The 16,569-nt window shown below is 37.2% G+C and carries 16 protein-coding genes and 1 tRNA gene; 14 read left to right on the forward strand and 3 right to left on the reverse strand.

Annotated elements, in window-relative coordinates; translation table 11 throughout:
• The 11 genes from CVT15_RS02130 (at position 1) to ribD (ending at position 10,991) form a co-directional block, all read left to right on the forward strand.
• Positions 1 to 831, forward strand: a complete 831-nt coding sequence (locus CVT15_RS02130) for a prephenate dehydrogenase (protein WP_087585523.1) — start codon at positions 1 to 3, stop codon at positions 829 to 831.
• A gap of 62 nt (positions 832 to 893) precedes the next feature.
• Positions 894 to 2,264 carry a M23 family metallopeptidase gene (locus CVT15_RS02135; protein ID WP_103576897.1) on the forward strand — a complete coding sequence of 457 codons (1,371 nt, stop codon included), beginning with the start codon at positions 894 to 896 and terminating at the stop codon, positions 2,262 to 2,264.
• 61 nt (positions 2,265 to 2,325) lie between these two features.
• Positions 2,326 to 3,210, forward strand: a complete 885-nt coding sequence (gene lpxC / locus CVT15_RS02140; protein WP_103576896.1) for a UDP-3-O-acyl-N-acetylglucosamine deacetylase — start codon at positions 2,326 to 2,328, stop codon at positions 3,208 to 3,210.
• Between the two features lie 83 nt (positions 3,211 to 3,293).
• Positions 3,294 to 3,653, forward strand: coding sequence for a glycoprotease (locus tag CVT15_RS02145; RefSeq protein ID WP_087585590.1), 360 nt, complete (start codon positions 3,294 to 3,296; stop codon positions 3,651 to 3,653).
• Positions 3,654 to 3,661: 8 nt separating this feature from the next.
• Positions 3,662 to 4,546: a homoserine kinase gene (thrB, locus tag CVT15_RS02150; RefSeq protein WP_087585526.1), complete on the forward strand. Its 885-nt coding sequence runs from the start codon at positions 3,662 to 3,664 to the stop codon at positions 4,544 to 4,546.
• A gap of 99 nt (positions 4,547 to 4,645) precedes the next feature.
• Complete coding sequence (locus tag CVT15_RS02155) at positions 4,646 to 4,822, forward strand: hypothetical protein (RefSeq protein ID WP_223154486.1); 177 nt, start codon at positions 4,646 to 4,648, stop codon at positions 4,820 to 4,822.
• Positions 4,809 to 7,457 carry a translation initiation factor IF-2 gene (gene infB / locus CVT15_RS02160; RefSeq protein WP_087585527.1) on the forward strand — a complete coding sequence of 883 codons (2,649 nt, stop codon included), beginning with the start codon at positions 4,809 to 4,811 and terminating at the stop codon, positions 7,455 to 7,457. Before CVT15_RS02155 ends, infB begins: the two co-directional genes overlap by 14 nt.
• Positions 7,454 to 7,819, forward strand: coding sequence for a 30S ribosome-binding factor RbfA (rbfA, locus tag CVT15_RS02165; protein ID WP_084108756.1), 366 nt, complete (start codon positions 7,454 to 7,456; stop codon positions 7,817 to 7,819). Before infB ends, rbfA begins: the two co-directional genes overlap by 4 nt.
• The gene (gene rimP / locus CVT15_RS02170; protein ID WP_103576895.1) at positions 7,812 to 8,228 is read left to right on the forward strand and encodes a ribosome maturation factor RimP; all 417 of its coding nucleotides are present in this window, start codon (positions 7,812 to 7,814) and stop codon (positions 8,226 to 8,228) included. The genes rbfA and rimP overlap by 8 nt, the downstream gene beginning before the upstream one ends.
• Complete coding sequence (locus tag CVT15_RS02175) at positions 8,229 to 9,878, forward strand: formate--tetrahydrofolate ligase (RefSeq protein ID WP_103576894.1); 1,650 nt, start codon at positions 8,229 to 8,231, stop codon at positions 9,876 to 9,878.
• A gap of 51 nt (positions 9,879 to 9,929) precedes the next feature.
• Positions 9,930 to 10,991, forward strand: a complete 1,062-nt coding sequence (gene ribD / locus CVT15_RS02180; RefSeq protein ID WP_103576893.1) for a bifunctional diaminohydroxyphosphoribosylaminopyrimidine deaminase/5-amino-6-(5-phosphoribosylamino)uracil reductase RibD — start codon at positions 9,930 to 9,932, stop codon at positions 10,989 to 10,991.
• Here ribD and CVT15_RS02185 read toward each other — a convergent pair.
• The 3 genes from CVT15_RS02185 to CVT15_RS02195 all read right to left on the reverse strand — a co-directional run bounded on the left by CVT15_RS02185 (position 10,988) and on the right by CVT15_RS02195 (position 12,340).
• A complete protein-coding gene (locus tag CVT15_RS02185) occupies positions 10,988 to 11,851 on the reverse strand; it encodes a VIT1/CCC1 transporter family protein (protein WP_103576892.1) in 864 nt (287 codons plus the stop codon). The two genes, ribD and CVT15_RS02185, sit on opposite strands and share 4 nt — an antisense overlap.
• A 55-nt stretch (positions 11,852 to 11,906) precedes the next feature.
• A tRNA-Leu gene (locus CVT15_RS02190) sits at positions 11,907 to 11,991 on the reverse strand.
• A gap of 46 nt (positions 11,992 to 12,037) precedes the next feature.
• Positions 12,038 to 12,340 (reverse strand): F0F1 ATP synthase subunit C, encoded by a 303-nt coding sequence (locus CVT15_RS02195; protein ID WP_004317263.1) that lies wholly within the window; start codon positions 12,338 to 12,340, stop codon positions 12,038 to 12,040.
• A 206-nt stretch (positions 12,341 to 12,546) separates the two neighbouring features.
• Between CVT15_RS02195 and CVT15_RS02200 the strand changes: the two genes are divergently transcribed.
• From CVT15_RS02200 to CVT15_RS02210, 3 genes are read left to right on the forward strand one after another with little or no spacing between them, the layout of a single operon-like run.
• Positions 12,547 to 13,893, forward strand: coding sequence for a sodium-dependent transporter (locus CVT15_RS02200; RefSeq protein ID WP_103576891.1), 1,347 nt, complete (start codon positions 12,547 to 12,549; stop codon positions 13,891 to 13,893).
• Positions 13,890 to 15,221: a sodium-dependent transporter gene (locus tag CVT15_RS02205; protein WP_107898052.1), complete on the forward strand. Its 1,332-nt coding sequence runs from the start codon at positions 13,890 to 13,892 to the stop codon at positions 15,219 to 15,221. The genes CVT15_RS02200 and CVT15_RS02205 overlap by 4 nt, the downstream gene beginning before the upstream one ends.
• The gene (locus CVT15_RS02210; RefSeq protein WP_103576889.1) at positions 15,221 to 16,561 is read left to right on the forward strand and encodes a sodium-dependent transporter; all 1,341 of its coding nucleotides are present in this window, start codon (positions 15,221 to 15,223) and stop codon (positions 16,559 to 16,561) included. Before CVT15_RS02205 ends, CVT15_RS02210 begins: the two co-directional genes overlap by 1 nt.
• Positions 16,562 to 16,569 lie beyond the last annotated feature (8 nt).

The raw sequence follows: 16,569 nt of genomic DNA on the forward strand, positions 1-16,569 counted from the left end.
ATGAAAATAGGTATCATCGGACTTGGTCTTATGGGTGGCTCACTTGGGCTAGCATTAAAAGATGAAAAATTAATCTCTTGTGTTAGTGGATATGACAAAGATGAAAATCATAGCAAAAAGGCCTTAGAGCTTGGCTTGGTGCATGAAATTTTAAGCATTGACGAGATGAAAAAGAAGTGTGACATCATCTTTTTGGCTGTGCCAGTCGAGGCTATCGTGAGCATCGTGCAAAATTTAACCGATATTAGCGAAGATACAACTATCATTGATTTTGGCTCAACCAAACAAAAGATAATAGAAGCTGTGCCAGAAAAAATTCGTAAAAATTTCATCCCAGCTCATCCAATGGCAGGTACTGAGTATTCTGGTCCAGAGGCTGCCTTTAAATCACTTTACACAGGAGCAACTGTTATCGTTTGTGACTTTGCAGAAAGTTCAGAAAAGCATGTCAAAAGAAGCGTTGAGCTATTTTCTTGCCTTGGTATGAAAATCATTTTTATGAGTGCGAAAGAGCATGATCATCACGTGGGTCTTATTTCGCATTTGCCGCATGCTATTGCGTTTTCGCTTGCTAGTGGGATTTTAAAAGAGGAAGACAAAAGACACATCGTAGCGCTTGGCGGACCTACATTTAAGGGCATGATACGTGTCGCAAAGAGTTCGCCTTTTATGTGGAGCGATATTTTTAAGCAAAATAAAAATAATGTTGTTGAAGCCATAAATATGTTTGAAAAAGAGCTAAATTTGTGCAAAGATCTCATCAAAGATGAACGCTGGGATGAGCTTTTTGCATGGATGAGCGATGCTAGAGCTGTAAGAGAAATTTTGTAATTAACTAAAAATTTATTGATTTACGTGTAAAATTTTGCAAATTGAATTTAAGGTAAAAATATATGTATAGACGTGGAATTGGCGGTTTTGGTATTGTTGTGCTTTTGCTAATTTTAATCTTAGCCGGTGGTTTTGGCTATGCTTTGATGTCAAAAGATTTTGAGCGAAATGAACCGATAATCGGTGTTGCTGATAAAGTTTATTGGAATCTTAGAACCCCAATGAATATCAAATTTAAAGACGATAGTGGTATAAAATTTGTACGAATTAGTATGAATGATGGGAAAAATGATCTAAATTTGTTAAATCAAATCATACAAAATCCAAGTACTGAGCTTGATGTAAATTTAACCTTTCCAAAGACTGGCTTTTTTGCTCAAAAAGATACCTATGAGATGAATATCGAAGCTGTAGATACTAGCAAATGGAGTTTTTTTACTGGCAATAAAGCTAGTAAAAAGGTTGAAGTGGTGCTTGATACTTCAAAGCCTGATCTTTACGTGCTTTCGCAGTCTTATTCTATCTCAAAAGGTGGTAGTGCGGTTGTGGTCTTTAGAGCGACTGATAATCAGCTAAAAGAGGTTTATGTGCAGACAAATTTTGGTAAGAAATTTAAAGCTGTCCCATTTTATAAAGAGGGCTTTTATGCAGCACTCGTTGCTTGGCCAGTTCAGGTTGAAAATTTTAGTGCTGAGGTCATTGCAAGAGACTTTGCAGGCAATGAAAGCAAGTCACATGTCAGATATTTTTACGAAAATGTAAAGTATAAAACTTCAACTATTGCATTAAATGATAGATTTTTAGATGGTAAGATAGTTGATCTAACTGATCAATATGCAAAAGATCCAAGTGCACTTTCAAGACTTGAGAAAATGAGATTTGTCAATGAAACGCTTAGAAATTCAAACGAAGAAAAAATAACAGCACTTACTACAAATCCTGGTGATGAGATGTTAACTGACTTTAGTGTGACACCATTTTATCCACTAAGAAATGGTAAAAAAGTGGCTGACTTCGCCGATCACCGATACTACACATATAATAACGAGCAAGTAAGCGAATCTTGGCATATGGGAATAGACTTTGCAAGTGTGGCAGCAGCTCCTATAATAGCTAGTAATGCTGGTCGTGTCGTACTAGCATCTGAAAATGGAATTTATGGATTAAATATTGTGATCGATCATGGATTTGGGCTTTATTCGCTTTATGGACACTGCTCAAGCGCTAGAGTAAAAGAGGGCGATATGGTGGCAGCTGGCGATCAGATAGGTACTACTGGAACTAGTGGTCTTGCACTTGGCGATCACCTTCACTTTGGAATTTTGGTTCAAGGCGAAGAGGTAAGACCACAACAATGGATGGACAAAAAGTGGATAAAAGACAATATCACAAGTGTCTTAGATGCTGCAAAAGCGATGATAGACAAGAACTAAAAATTTGCAAAATTGATTTTTTAGTGCTATCATAAGCGCATTAAAAATATAAGGAAAATTCTTGAAACAAACTACTATCGCAAGACGCGTTGAGACCGTTGGTATAGGGCTTCATAAAGGTGAGCCGATAAGACTTATACTAGAACCTCTTGATGCAAATTCTGGTATTATTTTGCACCGCGAAGATCTTGGTATTAGTTTTAAAGCTGAACCTAAAAATGTTATAAATACGCAAATGGCAACCGTTGTTGGTAACGAAAAGGGCTTTATTAGTACGATCGAACACCTGATGTCAGCCATAAATGGTTATGGCATTGATAATATTAGAATCTCTGTTGATGCAAATGAAATTCCAGTGATGGATGGCAGTGCAATAAGCTTTTGCATGCTACTTGATGAAGCTGGCATAAGATATCTTGATGCTGGCAAAAAAGTAATTCTTGTTAGGCGCGAAGTTGAAGTCGTTGAGGGTTCTAAATTTGTACGAACTTCACCTTCAAGAAGTCCAAAATTTGACTATACGATAAAATTTGATCATCCAGTTATTGGTGAACAAAGATATGTTTTTGATTTTAGTAAAAGCTCTTTTATAAAAAATATAGCTCGTGCTAGAACTTTTGGCTTTTTAAAAGATTTACAACGTTTACAAGCTCAAAATTTAGCCCTTGGTGCATCACTTGATAATGCCGTGGCAATCGATGATACGCATATTCTAAATCCAGAAGGTTTGAGATTTGAAAATGAGTTTGTAAGGCACAAAATTTTAGATGCGATTGGTGATTTAAGCTTGCTTGGAGCGCCTTTATTGGGCGATTATACAGCATTTGCTGGAAGTCACGATCTAAATCACAAATTAACTCTTGCTTTGATGGCCGATGAGAAAAGCTACGAGATCGCAACTCTAAATGGCGAACTTTTAAAAGAGTATCAAAAGGTATTTGCATAGAAAATATTGAAATTTTAGTTGTCTCTTTATCGACTCCGCTCTTGGTTGGAGTTTATAAAGACGGCGTAAAATTTGATGAAATTATGACTGATGAACATGTCAGTGAAGCTTTGATAAAAATCTTAGAAAATTTATCCTCTAAATTTAATATCACAAAAATTATCTATGCAAATACGCCAGGAAGCTTTATGGGGCTAAAGGTGGCCTATGTCATTTTAAAGACTTTCTCTTTAGCAAAGGGTTGCGAATTTTATGCGGTTAGCGGCTTTAGCTTAAATGGCAGCCAAGCGATCAGAGCAAATAAAAATTTAAGCTTTGTTTTAAAAGATGGCAAAATTTTACTTGAAAAAGTAGGGCCAGTAGGATTTATTTTGCCTTTAAATTTAGATGAATTAAAACTAAATTCAGATACACTTCCAGATTATATCATCCAAGCAGTTTAGGAGAAATTTTGAATATCTTAGTGCCTGCAACAAGTGCAAATTTGGGTCCTGGTTTCGATGCTTTGGGGCTTAGTCTGAAGCTTTTTAATAGCGTGAAAATCGAGCCAGCAAAATTTAGCTCAGTATCGATAAACGGCGAAGGCAGTGAAAGTGTAAATTTAAAGAGAAATAATATATTCTTAAGTATTTTTAATGAAATTTTTTTTGAGCTAACTGGTAAAAATGAAAATTTTAGAGTCGTTTTTGAAAATAATATCCCATTTTCAAGGGGGCTTGGCAGTAGCTCCGCTGTTATCGTTGGAGCCATTGCTTCAGCCTACGAAATGGCTGGCTTTAAGGCAAGTAAAGAGGCAGTTTTAAATAAAGCTATCATCTATGAAACCCATCCTGATAATATCTCGCCAGCAGTTCACGGTGGATTTATCAGCGCAATCGTAAAAAATGGTAATGTTTACGCAAATAAAATAAATTTAAGTGATGAGATAAAAGCAGTAGTTGTCATCCCAAATAAACCGATGAGTACATCCTCGTCGAGACAAATTTTACCAAAGAACTATACGATGAAAGAGTGTGTAAATAACTTATCTCATGCTGCTTTTTTAACATCTTGTTTTTATGAAAAAAAGTATGACCTCTTAAAAATAGCAAGCAAAGATTTGATGCATGAAGAGCGTAGAATGCACACTTTAGAAGAACTTTTTGAAGTTAGAAAAGTAGCTTATGAAAATGGTGCTTTAATGAGTACGCTTTCAGGCTCAGGCTCAAGCTTTTTAAATATCGCTTACAAAGATGATGCTAAAAATTTACAAGATATTTTAAAGAGTAAATTTAGTGATTTTAGGGCTGAGGTTTTTTCATTTGATAACGATGGATACGAAATTACGCAAAGCTAAAAACAAGTTTAAAAAGATATAATGAACAAAAACAATCCTGTAAGGACATGTGTCGCTTGTAAAATTAAAATTTCTCAGAGCTTGCTAAAAAGATACCGCTTGGTAGGTAAAAATTTAGAGCATGGCAAAGGAAATGGTCGTAGCTTTTATCTGTGCGACAAATGTATGCAAAAAGATATAAAAATTTTAAAAAAAATAATTGATAAACAAACTAAAGGTGCTTTTATTTGTGATGCACCTAAGTTAAAGGAGATACTCTTAAATGAGCAATGTTAGGATTTCAGAGATCGCAAACGAGCTTGGCTATCCAAGTAAAGAGATAGTAGAAAAAGCTCAAGAGTTAGGATTAAAAGTCAAAACTCACTCAAATGCAGTTAGCCTTGAAGAGGCCGAAGCTATATATGAATATGTTCAAACTGGTGTGATACCAGATAAATTTAAAAAGAAAAAGAGTGAACCTAAACCAAAAAAAGAGCCTAAAAAAGAAGTAGAAAAAGAGTCAGTAAAAAAAGAAGAAAAACAAAAAAGTGAACCTAAAAAAGCTACTACTAAAACTGAGTCAAAGTCGGTAAAAGCTGAGCCTAAGAAAGAGGCACAAATTTTAGAAGAAAAACAAAAAATTGAACCTAAAAAAGAAGAAATCAAAGTAGAGCAAAAACAAGTCGAAGCTCCAAGACCAAAAGAGAGCTTGGCTGATGTGACTCAAAAAAGACGTGGTCTTGTGATAGTAAAAAAGAAAAAAGATTATGAGGCGCCAATTGCTACAAAAGAAGAGAAAAAGCCTGAACCAAGCATAGCTAATATAAGCGATTTTAAAAGTATGTTTTCAGCAAGTGATGAAAATTTAGCTAAGAAAAAGAAAAAAGATAAAAAAGTAGTTGTTGCAAGTAAAAAGGATAGCGCCCAGAAGATGGACCTGCTTGGTGGAAGTGATTTTGGTGACATCGTACTAGAAGATGAAGATGTAGTCGTTCTTCCTGATTTTAGTTTTAAAACCCCAATACCAGCACCTGTACAAAAGACAAAACAGCCAAATGTTATGAGAACTACAGTCAACAATACGATAAATTCATTTGGCGAAGGCGGCATTCAAAGAAGAGCTAGAAAAAAACACAAAAAGCCTGAAAATAAACAAAACAATGAAGCTGTGACGTCTATAAATATTCCAAAAGAAATTCGTGTTTATGAATTTGCTGAAAAGCTAAACAAACAGCCAAGTGAGATTATTGGTAAGCTTTTTATGCTTGGTATGATGACAACAAAAAATGACTTTTTGGATGAAGATGCGATAGAAATTTTGGCCGATGAGTTTAATGTAGAGGTTAATATCATCGACGATCAAAAAGAATTTGACTACGTAGCAGCCTATGAAGAAGAGATAAAAGACGATGAAAATCTACAGCCAAGAGCACCAGTCATAACCATTATGGGTCACGTTGATCATGGTAAAACTTCATTGCTTGATTACATAAGAAAATCACGCGTAGCAGCAGGAGAGGCTGGTGGTATCACTCAGCATGTCGGTGCTTACATGGTAAACAAAAACGGCAAAAATATCACATTTATCGACACTCCAGGTCACGAAGCGTTTACTGCTATGCGTGCAAGGGGTGCTGGCGTAACTGATATAGTTATCATCGTTGTTGCGGCAGATGACGGCGTAAAACCACAAACAAAAGAGGCGGTTAGCCACGCAAAAGCCGCTGGCGTACCGATAATCATCGCTATAAATAAAATGGATAAAGAGTCGGCAAATCCTGACCTAGTAAAGACTGGTCTTGCTGAGCTTGATGTCATGCCAACAGAGTGGGGCGGAAAGTATGAATTTGTGCCAATCTCTGCAAAAACAGGCATGGGTATAGATGATCTACTTGAGATCGTACTTTTACAAGCTGACCTTCTAGAACTAAAGGCAAATCCAAAGGCAAATGCAAAAGCAACTGTTATCGAGAGCTCACTTCAAAAAGGCCGTGGTCCAGTAGCTACTATTATCGTTGAAAATGGCACACTTCATGTTGGAGATACTGTCGTAGCTGGCGTTGCATATGGAAAGATAAGAAGCTTACTTGATGACCAAGGTAAACCTTTGCAAGATATAAAACCAGGCGAATGCGGTGTTATAGTAGGTCTTAGCGAGATAGCAGAGGCAGGCGAGACGCTAATAGGTGTAAAAACTGATAAAGAGGCTCGTGAATACGCACAGAAAAAGGCTGAATATATCCGCCAAAAAGAGCTTAGCAAGAGCACAAAAGTTAGTATTGATGAGCTTAGTGCTAAGATCGCTGAGGGTGAGTTAAAGACGCTTCCAGTCATCATCAAAGCTGACGTTGGTGGCTCACTTGAGGCACTAAAAGCAAGCTTAGAAAAACTAGCAAATGATGAGATCAGAGTAAATGTCATCCATTCTGGTGTTGGCGGCATCACGCAAAGCGACGTAGCACTTGCTAGTGCGAGCGAAGATTGTATAATCCTTGGTTTTAACATAAGACCAACTGGCGAGATAAAAGAAAAGGCAAAAGAGAGCGGCGTTGAGATTAAAACTTACAACGTTATTTATAATCTAATTGACGATGTGAAAGCGATCTTGGGCGGACTAATGTCACCGATAATTAGAGAAGAGCAGCTTGGTCAAGCTCAGGTTCGCCAAGTGATCCATGTGCCAAAAGTTGGTGCTATTGCTGGATGTATCGTCACTGAGGGCACGATAAACAGAGGGGCAAAAATTCGCCTTATTAGAGAAGGTGTGGTTGTTTATGAGGGCTCGGTAAGCTCACTAAAACGCTTCAAAGATGACGTTAAAGAGGTTGCTAAAGGCTACGAGTGTGGCGTTGGTATCGAAAATTTCAATGACATTAGAGAAAACGACTATATCGAAAGCTTCAAAGAAGTCAAGGAGAAAGCTACTCTATGAACGCTAATGAAATAAAGCGTATGAGAACAGAGAGTGTGCTAAAAGAGCTCATCCCAGAGGCTCTAGCTACTCTTGAAGATGGTATTTTAAAGGGGCTTTGTGTCACTGATGTCGAATGTAAAAAGGGCAGATACGACGCCTTTGTTTATCTTGACAAAATGGCATTTGATGAGCGTGAACAAGAGTATATTTTGGGGCATTTAAAGCGAGTTTGTAGGCATTTGCAAAACCACTGCATGGCAGCTGAGGGCTGGTATAGATGTCCAAATTTTCACTTTAAATTTGACGATAGATTAGAGTATCAAAACCATATGGATAAGTTGTTTGATAAAATTTCAAAGGATTTAAACAAAAATGGATAATTTAGACAAACTAGTACGCGAATGCGGTGTAGAGCTTTACGACAGCGAGATCGCAAATGAAAATGGCAGGACTATTTTTAGAGTTTACATCACAAAAAATGGCGGAGTGAGTCTTGATGACTGCGAAAAAGTAAGCCGTCTACTCTCGCCCATCTTTGACGTGACACCGCCAGTTAGCGGGGATTATAACCTAGAGGTTAGCTCGCCTGGTCTTGAGAGAAAGCTTAGCAAGCCATCTCACTTTAAAGCGAGCGTTGGTGAGCTAGTTAAAGTTCAAACCGAGGCTGAGAAATTTGCAGGAAGGCTTGTAAAAGCAGACGAAGATGGCATCGCAGTTGAAAACGAAGAGGGAATCTTTGAGATCAACATCAGTGAGATAAAAAAAGCAAAAACATATTTGGAGTGGTAAATGCTAAGCGACATCGAGATAACTCACCAAACGAAACTAGAACACATCAGTAAAGTTGCTGCAAGACTAGGCTTAAGTGAAGACGAGCTTGAACTTTACGGCAAATATAAGGCAAAAATTTCTCCAAGGCTTGAGCCATCAAACTCAAAGCTTATCTTGGTTACTGCGACTAATCCAACCCCATACGGTGAGGGCAAAACGACTATGTCTATCGGTCTAGCCGACGCACTAAATTCGCTTAATAAAAAGGTTTGCCTAGCGCTTCGTGAGCCATCTCTTGGGCCAGTTTTTGGTATAAAGGGTGGAGCAGCAGGTGGCGGCTACTCGCAGCTTGCGCCGATGGAGGATCTAAATTTACACTTCACTGGCGATTTTCATGCTATAACATCGGCAAATAACCTTATTTCAGCGATGATAGATAATAGCCTCTATCAAGAAAACCCGCTAAAAATCGAGAAAATTTTATGGAAGCGCTGTATGGATATGAACGACCGCGCGCTTAGGTTTATCACTGTGGGTCAGGGTGGCAGGACGGATGGCGTGCCAAGAGAAGATGGCTTTAATATCACCGCTGCAAGCGAGATCATGGCTGTGCTTTGTCTAGCAACAAGCCTTTCTGATCTAAAAAAGCGCGTGGCAAATATTATGGTCGCCTACGATAGTGATAAAAAGCCTATCTATGTGCGTGATCTAGGCTGTCAAGACGCTGTTTGTATACTTTTAAAAGATGCAATTAAGCCAAATTTATTTCAAACACTAGAGCACACACCTACACTCGTGCATGGTGGCCCATTTGCAAACATCGCGCACGGCTGCAACTCCGTTATCGCAACTAAAACAGCTCTAAATTTAGCTGACTACGTCATCACTGAAGCTGGCTTTGGCTCTGAGCTTGGTGCGGAGAAATTTTTAGATATAAAATGCAGGGTTGCTGATATCAGACCAAGCGCTGTGGTGCTTGTAAGTACGATCAGATCGCTAAAATATAACGGCGAAGCAAATAAAGACGAGATCACAAAACCAGACATGAACGCTCTTAAAAAAGGTATCGAAAACCTTGGTGGCCACATCGAGAATTTAAAAGGTAAATTTGGTCAAAACGTGGTTGTGGCGCTTAATAAATTTGGCTTTGACACCGATGAAGAGATAAATTTCGTAAAAGAGTATTGCCGTGAGCTTGGCGTAGAAGTGGCTGTTTGTGAGAATTTCTTAAAAGGTGGCAAAGGTGCGCTTGAGCTTGCCGAGCTAGTTTTAAAAGCGTGCGATAAACCAAGCAAGATAAATTTCACATACGAGATGAGCGATGATACAAAAACTAAAATAGAAAAGGTCGCTAAGGAGATTTATGGAGCTGGCGAGGTGGTCTTTGAAGAGGCCGCTCTTAAAAAGCTTGAGATGATAAAAGAGCTAAATTTGAGCCATTTGCCAGTTTGTATCGCAAAAACTCAGTACTCATTTAGTGACGATGCGAAGCTTTTGGGTAGAGCAAAGGGCTTTACTTTTAGCGTAAAAGATCTTGACATTAGAACGGGAGCTGGCTTTATCGTCGCGGTTTGCGGTAAGATCATGCTGATGCCAGGACTTCCAAAAGTGCCAGCTGCGGTCAATATGAGGATAGACGCAGAGGGCAAGATTGACGGCTTGTCGTAAATTTATGAAAACACACTGGCAAACGCTGGTGTGTTTTTTAAAGAGGCATGGATGAACGACGAATTTTACATGGGTCTTGCTTTAAGCGAGGCTTGGAAATTTCAGATCCTGACCTATCCAAATCCAGCCGTTGGATGCCTTGTCCTTGATGAAAATGGGCAAATTTTATCTTGCAAGGCTCATGAAAAAGCTGGATATTTACACGCTGAACCGACAGCGATACTCTTTGCGCTTTGCAAAAAAAGTGAAAAATTTAAAGATGATTTTATAAAAGCATATAACGCTAAATTTAGCTCTAATATAAAAGAGGACGAATTTGGCCTTTTGGAGCCAAAATTTACCTATGAATTTATACTAAAAAATCACTCAAATTTACTAAAAAATGCAAAAGCTTACGTTACGCTAGAGCCTTGCTCGCATCATGGTAAAACGCCACCTTGTGCAAATTTACTAAAAGAGCTTGGTTTTAGAGATGTGATAATAGGCAGTCATGATGAAAATCAAATAGCAAGTGGTGGTAGTAATTTGCTTAAAAGCGCTGGTATAAAAGTTAAATTTGGCGTTTTAAAAGAGCGCTGCGATAAGCTGCTTGAACCATTTTTGGCATATCAAAATGGTGGTTTTAGTTTTTTAAAAATCGCAATTAGTAAAAATGGCGTAGCAAGTGGTGGCATCATCACAAATGAGCTTAGCCGCACGCACGTCCATAAACTAAGAAGCATCATAGATACGCTAGTGATCGGCGGCAACACAGTGCGAGTTGATCGCCCAAAGCTTGATAGCAGGCTAGTAAGTGGTGGCAAAAATCCAGATGTCTTAATCTACTCAAGAAGTGATAAATTTGATAAAACTATACCGCTTTTTAGCGTGCCAGGGCGCAAAGTTAGTATTCAAAAAAAGCTTATCTTAACAGGACTTAGTATGTTTGAAGGTGCTGGCGAGTTTTTAAAACTTGCAAAAGATGGCAAGCTAGCAAACGTAAAATGGCTACTTATCTATCAAAGCTCAAATTTTAAGGATGGTAAAAGCTTGAGCCTTGATCTAAATTTAAAGCCACTATTTAGTGGGAATTTTGGAAACGATAGCTACACTTGGTATGAAATTTTGGATTAAATATCTAGGCCAAAATAGTGCTTAACTAAAAAGCCAATGCCAAATGAAATGATCGCAACACCAAAAGTTATCACACACATTTCAATCACTCTTGGCAAAAATTTAAGCTCTTTTGCCACGCTTATGTAAAAGTTGTAAGTGATAATGGCAATAAAGGCAAAGAAAAACATCGATAAGACAGCGTAAAGACCACTTGAAAAGATGAAAAATGGAAGTATCAAAAACGCCGTTGTTATGATGTATGAACCACCTGTGTAGAGCGAATAGGTAAGCGGTTTGATCTCGTCACTTGGATTTTCTTTTGACTCAAGATATGCTGAGCCAGCCATGGAAAGAGCAGCTGCAATACCCATGATAAGGCCTGTTGCGCCAACTGATTTTGTATTTGAAAAAGCTAGAGCGATACCACTTAGTGTGCCAGTTAACTCAACTAATGCGTCATTCATACCAAGAACAATGCCACCGGCATTGACTAGTTTCATATCTTTTAACATAGAGATTAAATTGTTTTCATGATTTACTTCTTCTTCATAAATATCTCTAGCTTCAGGATACTCATCAACAATACCAAGATAAAATTGCTCTGCGTCTTCTTCGCGTGACTCCATAAATTTTAAAGTAAAAGATGTACCAAAAATTTTAACGAGTATCGTATAGAAGATAACTTTGAATAAATTTGCAGTTCTACTCTCACCTGTTATCTTTTGGCAAAAAGCATAGTGTCGTTTTTCTTCAGTGATTAATTTACGAAGTATTTTTTTATTTTCTTCATTTTTTTCACTAGCTTCAAGTAACGTATAGATAGCGGTATCATCTGCTTCATTTTGTAGCTGTTTTAAAGCACGTTTTTTATCTAGCATAAATTCCCCTTTTTTTAATTTTGTAAGATTTTGGATTTTGAAGTGTAAGATTAGATGGTGCGATCAGCGAGACTCGAACTCGCACACCTAGCGGCACTACCCCCTCAAGATAGCGTGTCTACCAATTCCACCATGATCGCAAAAAGAGTAAAAGCCCCAAAGAGGGGCCAAATTTAAGCTTTACGCTTAGCCAAGCATTGGGTTTGCGTAAAGAACGATAAGCGTAATAACAAGTGCATAGATAACTTGTGCTTCGATCATCGCAAGAGCGATAAACATTGTAGTCATAAGTTTGCTACCAACACCTGGGTTTCTAGCTGTTCCGCTAATTGTTGCAGCAGCTGTATTGCCCATACCAATAGCGCCACCAAGGGCTGCAAGGCCAAGGCCAATACCACCAGCGATAACTGAATATGATCTAATCATCTCGCCATCAGCGCCAAATGCAAATGCAGCAAGACCAAGAATTAAAAACACGATCTTTTTCATCGTTGCTCCTTTAAAAATTTTAAAGCTCTTTCGGATCTGTCCCCTACTTAAACTTTATGAGCCGTAATATTACAAAAACAAAACTTTGTTTCAAATAAAAACACTAAAAATTTAAATTGCCCATAAAAAATTCTTGGCTTAGAAAAATAAAAGTTTTTTTATGTTATCTTTGAAAAAATTAATTTATTCTTAATCTCAGGTAATCAATGATAAATGAAAAATTTTCAAAAATAGGCTTTGTTCTTGCGATGGCAGGATCGGCTGTTGGACTTGGTAATGCATGGAAATTTCCAACAATGGTGGGAAACAACGGTGGTTCAGCGTTTATAGTTTTATATTTGCTTCTTACGTTTGCTATCGCTTTTGTGGCGTTTTTAGCAGAGCTTAGCATTGGTAAGCTTGGTGAGAGTGACGTTGTAAGCTCTATTTATAAACTTGCTCCAAAACATAAAAAAATATGGTCCCTTTCAGGCTTTTTTATGATAGGAGCGATACTTATTGCTTCATTTTATATGGTTGTCATTGGCTGGATATTAAAGTATATCTATCTTAGTTTTTCGCCACTTTTGGCTGATACTAAAGAAGCAGCAGCGCAGTTTAATACACTTTTGGCAAATGATCTAACCAGTGCCGTGCTTTGCTTTAGTCTAGTCTTTTTAATGGTATTTTTTGCTGTTTCAAAAGGTGTGAAAAGTGGTATTGAAAAGCTAAATATCTGGATGATGCCGGGTCTTTTTATACTGCTTGTTTGTATACTTTTTTATGCAATTAGTATGGGTGATGGTTTTGTTAAGGCGGCTAAATTTTTATTTGTACCAAATTTTAGCGCGATCACGCCAGATGTTGTTTTGCAAGCTCTTGGACTTGCGTTTTTCTCGCTATCTATGGGTGTTGGCGTCATACCGACATACGCTGCAAATTTACCGGAGCAGACAAATCTTATAAAATCAACGCTTTCTATCATCTTTATAAACATATTAATAGGCATTATGATGGGGCTTGTGGTCTTTACATTTATATTTGCTTATGGGGCTGATAGTACGGCAAGTGGACCAGGGCTTATTTTTATCTCACTTGTTACGCTTTTTGCAAAGCTTGGGATAGTTGGCAATATTATGGCTATCGCATTTTTTGTTTCGCTTTTATTTGCTGGTGTTACAAGTGCTGTTTCGATGATAGAACCATTTGCTTACTATTTGGTTAGAAAATTTGAAATTTCACGTAAAATGGCTCTTATTTATATTGGAATTTTTGTCTATATTTTAGGCCTTTTTTGTATTTTTTCATACTATTCTGATACGGCTAGCACATTTAGTATATTTGGCAAGCCAGTATTTGACGCACTTGATTTTCTTACTTCAAATATAATGATGCCAATAGGTGCCATAATTTTTAGTTTTTTTGTTGGCTATAAACTTAAAAAAGAGAGCTTATATCTACTCTTTGGTGAATTTATGGGAAAAGTATTTTTTGAAATTTGGTACTTTACTCTAAGATATATAGTGCCAATTGCAATTTGCGCCATCATGATCTATCAAATAGCAGGTAAATGATGGATAGATTTAGTAAAGTTGGTTTTGTTCTTTCTATCATTGGAGCGGCTATTGGCCTTGGTAATGCATGGAAATTTCCATATATGGTCGGTAGTAATGGCGGTTCAGCATTTATTCTTATATATCTATTTTTTGCTTTTGTTGTTGGGCTTAGCATATTTTTTGCTGAGATGGCAATGGGAAAAATTTCACGCCTTGATACGGTTGGGGCATTTAAAAGTCTAGCTACAAAGGGGGCAAATTCTTGGAAATTTGCTGGTGTTGTGATGGTGACCGGGATATTCATCGCATCTTTTTATACGCTCATTATCGGCTGGGTTTTAAAATACGTTATCTTAAGTCTTGGTGAGCTTCCAAAAGATATGGCAAGCTCAGAAGCGCTTTTTGTAAATTTTACTTCAAAGGGAATAGAGGAGCAAATTTTATATTTTAGCATCGCTTTTTTTGCATACTTTTTTATACTTACAAAAGGTATAAAAAGTGGAATAGAACGTATAAATGTATATCTTATTCCAGCACTTTTTATTTTGCTTTTGCTTATGCTTGGCTACTCTTTTGGCATGAATGGATTTGATGAGGCGGCTAAATTTTTACTAGTACCAGACTTTTCAAAGATAGATCAAGGCGCTATCTTAAATGCTCTTGGGTTAGCTTTTTTTACGATGTGTATTGGCATTGGCTGCATTTTAACCTACTCATCAAGCCTAGGCAATGATACAAATTTGTTCACTTCATCGCTTTATGTGGTCTTTGCAAATATAATCATTAGCGTAATTATAGGACTTATAGTTTTTACATTCACCTATGAATTTGGCTCAGAGCCATCAAAGGGTGCAGGGTTAGCATTTATCTCGCTTCCAACGCTTTTTGCAAAGCTTGGTTTGCTTGGAAATTTCTTAGCTTTTGCATTTTTTACATCTTTATTTTTTGCTGGTATAACATCGGTCATTTCGCTAGTTGAGCCATTTATATTTTTCTTAAATAAAAGCTTGGGATTTATTAGAAATAGATCAATTATTATTGTCGGTGCCGTAGTTTATGTTTTAGGGATTTTATGTGCATTAAGCGGTATTGGCGATTTTAAAGAAGCACTTACATTTTTTGGCAAGAGCTTTTTTGATTTGCTTGATTATCTTAGCTCAAACATTATGCTCCCACTTGGTGGCATTATATTTGCCATTTTTGTTGGGTACTTTATGAAATTTGAGCTTTTAAAAGAACTATTTTTGCCTTATATGGGTGAGATTGTTTTTAAAATTTGGTATTTTTTAATAAGGTTTGTGGCACCAGTTCTAGTTTTTGTGGTGTTAGTAAGGGAGATTGCATAATGGCAAAAGAACAGTTTTCTAAAATAGGTTATGTTTTAGCAGTTGCAGGGTCAGCTGTTGGACTTGGCAATGCGTGGAAATTTCCATATATGGTCGGTGAAAATGGCGGATCAGCATTTGTTATTTTATATCTTTTGATAACGTTTTTAGTTGGCATACCTATCTTTATGGCAGAGCTAAGTATCGGCAAGCTTAGCGAAAGCGATAGTGTAAATGCCTTTAGAAAGTTGGCGGATAAAAATAAAAATTTATGGCAACTAGTTGGAATTTTAGCTATGGTAACCGCAGCTATAATCTCATCTTACTACATTGTGATCATCGGCTGGGTCTTTAAGTATTTCACACTATCTTTTGCCGGTCTTCCAAACGATATAGAAAGTTCAAAAGTAATATTTAACGAGCTTCTTACGCATGGTCTTGGCGAGCAGACGCTTTATTTTGTTATAGCATTTGTAGCTTGCTTTTTTATCCTTTCAAAAGGAGTGAAAAGTGGCATTGAAAAGCTAAATGTTTGGATGATGCCAAGCCTATTTATCATGGTTTTAATCATGCTTATCTTTTCTATGACAATGAATGGCTTTACAAAATCTGCTGAGTTTTTACTTGTTCCTGATTTTAGTAAAATTTCATTTAACTCACTCTTGCTTGCTCTTGGGCTTGCTTTTTGGACACTATCTCTTGGTATGGCAGCGATCATTACATATTCAGCTAGCCTAAGCGATGATACAAATTTAGCCACCTCTACGCTAAGTATCGTCTTTATAAATATCGTCTTAGCCATCATGATGGGTCTTGTTATCTTTACATTTATATTTGAATTTGGTGCCGAGCCGTCTCAAGGACCAGGACTTGTCTTTATCTCGCTTCCAACGCTCTTTGCTAAGCTTGGCGTGATAGGTCAAATTTTAGCTGTAGCATTTTTTGCTGCACTTATCTTTGCTGGTATTACTTCAGCTATCTCTATTGTAGAGCCGTTTGTATTTTTCTTGATCAGAGAGTATGGCATTAGCAGGATAAAAGCTCTTAGTATAGTTGGAGTTGGTGTTTTTGTTTTAGGATTTTTATGTCTTTTATCAAATATAGAAAATGTTGGCGACAAATTTATGCTCTTTGGTAAAAATTTCTTTGATTTTCTTGACTTTACCGCTTCAAATGTTCTGCTTCCAATTAGTGGTATTGGTGGAGCGATATTTGTTGGATATTTTATGAAAAGAGAAGCACTTTATGTGCTATTTAGTCCATATATGAACGACTTTGTATTTAGTGCATGGTATTTTTTATTAAGATATGTGGCGCCAGTTTGCGTATTTATCATCATGATAAATAAATTGTTTTTTTAAGGGTTGTT

Source organism: Campylobacter concisus, assembly GCF_003048595.2.
GTDB classification, from domain to species: domain Bacteria; phylum Campylobacterota; class Campylobacteria; order Campylobacterales; family Campylobacteraceae; genus Campylobacter_A; species Campylobacter_A concisus_L.

What these genes read in the sequence shown, in the direction of transcription:
- CVT15_RS02195 (WP_004317263.1), bottom strand. Translation starts at nt 12,340, where the DNA reads ATGAAAAAGATCGTGTTTTTAATTCTTGGTCTTGCTGCATTTGCATTT.
- rimP (WP_103576895.1), top strand. Translation starts at nt 7,812, where the DNA reads ATGGATAATTTAGACAAACTAGTACGCGAATGCGGTGTAGAGCTTTAC.
- ribD (WP_103576893.1), top strand. Translation starts at nt 9,930, where the DNA reads ATGAACGACGAATTTTACATGGGTCTTGCTTTAAGCGAGGCTTGGAAA.
- CVT15_RS02130 (WP_087585523.1), top strand. Translation starts at nt 1, where the DNA reads ATGAAAATAGGTATCATCGGACTTGGTCTTATGGGTGGCTCACTTGGG.
- rbfA (WP_084108756.1), top strand. Translation starts at nt 7,454, where the DNA reads ATGAACGCTAATGAAATAAAGCGTATGAGAACAGAGAGTGTGCTAAAA.
- CVT15_RS02175 (WP_103576894.1), top strand. Translation starts at nt 8,229, where the DNA reads ATGCTAAGCGACATCGAGATAACTCACCAAACGAAACTAGAACACATC.
- CVT15_RS02200 (WP_103576891.1), top strand. Translation starts at nt 12,547, where the DNA reads ATGATAAATGAAAAATTTTCAAAAATAGGCTTTGTTCTTGCGATGGCA.
- CVT15_RS02135 (WP_103576897.1), top strand. Translation starts at nt 894, where the DNA reads ATGTATAGACGTGGAATTGGCGGTTTTGGTATTGTTGTGCTTTTGCTA.
- infB (WP_087585527.1), top strand. Translation starts at nt 4,809, where the DNA reads ATGAGCAATGTTAGGATTTCAGAGATCGCAAACGAGCTTGGCTATCCA.
- CVT15_RS02185 (WP_103576892.1), bottom strand. Translation starts at nt 11,851, where the DNA reads ATGCTAGATAAAAAACGTGCTTTAAAACAGCTACAAAATGAAGCAGAT.
- CVT15_RS02145 (WP_087585590.1), top strand. Translation starts at nt 3,294, where the DNA reads ATGACTGATGAACATGTCAGTGAAGCTTTGATAAAAATCTTAGAAAAT.
- CVT15_RS02210 (WP_103576889.1), top strand. Translation starts at nt 15,221, where the DNA reads ATGGCAAAAGAACAGTTTTCTAAAATAGGTTATGTTTTAGCAGTTGCA.
- CVT15_RS02205 (WP_107898052.1), top strand. Translation starts at nt 13,890, where the DNA reads ATGATGGATAGATTTAGTAAAGTTGGTTTTGTTCTTTCTATCATTGGA.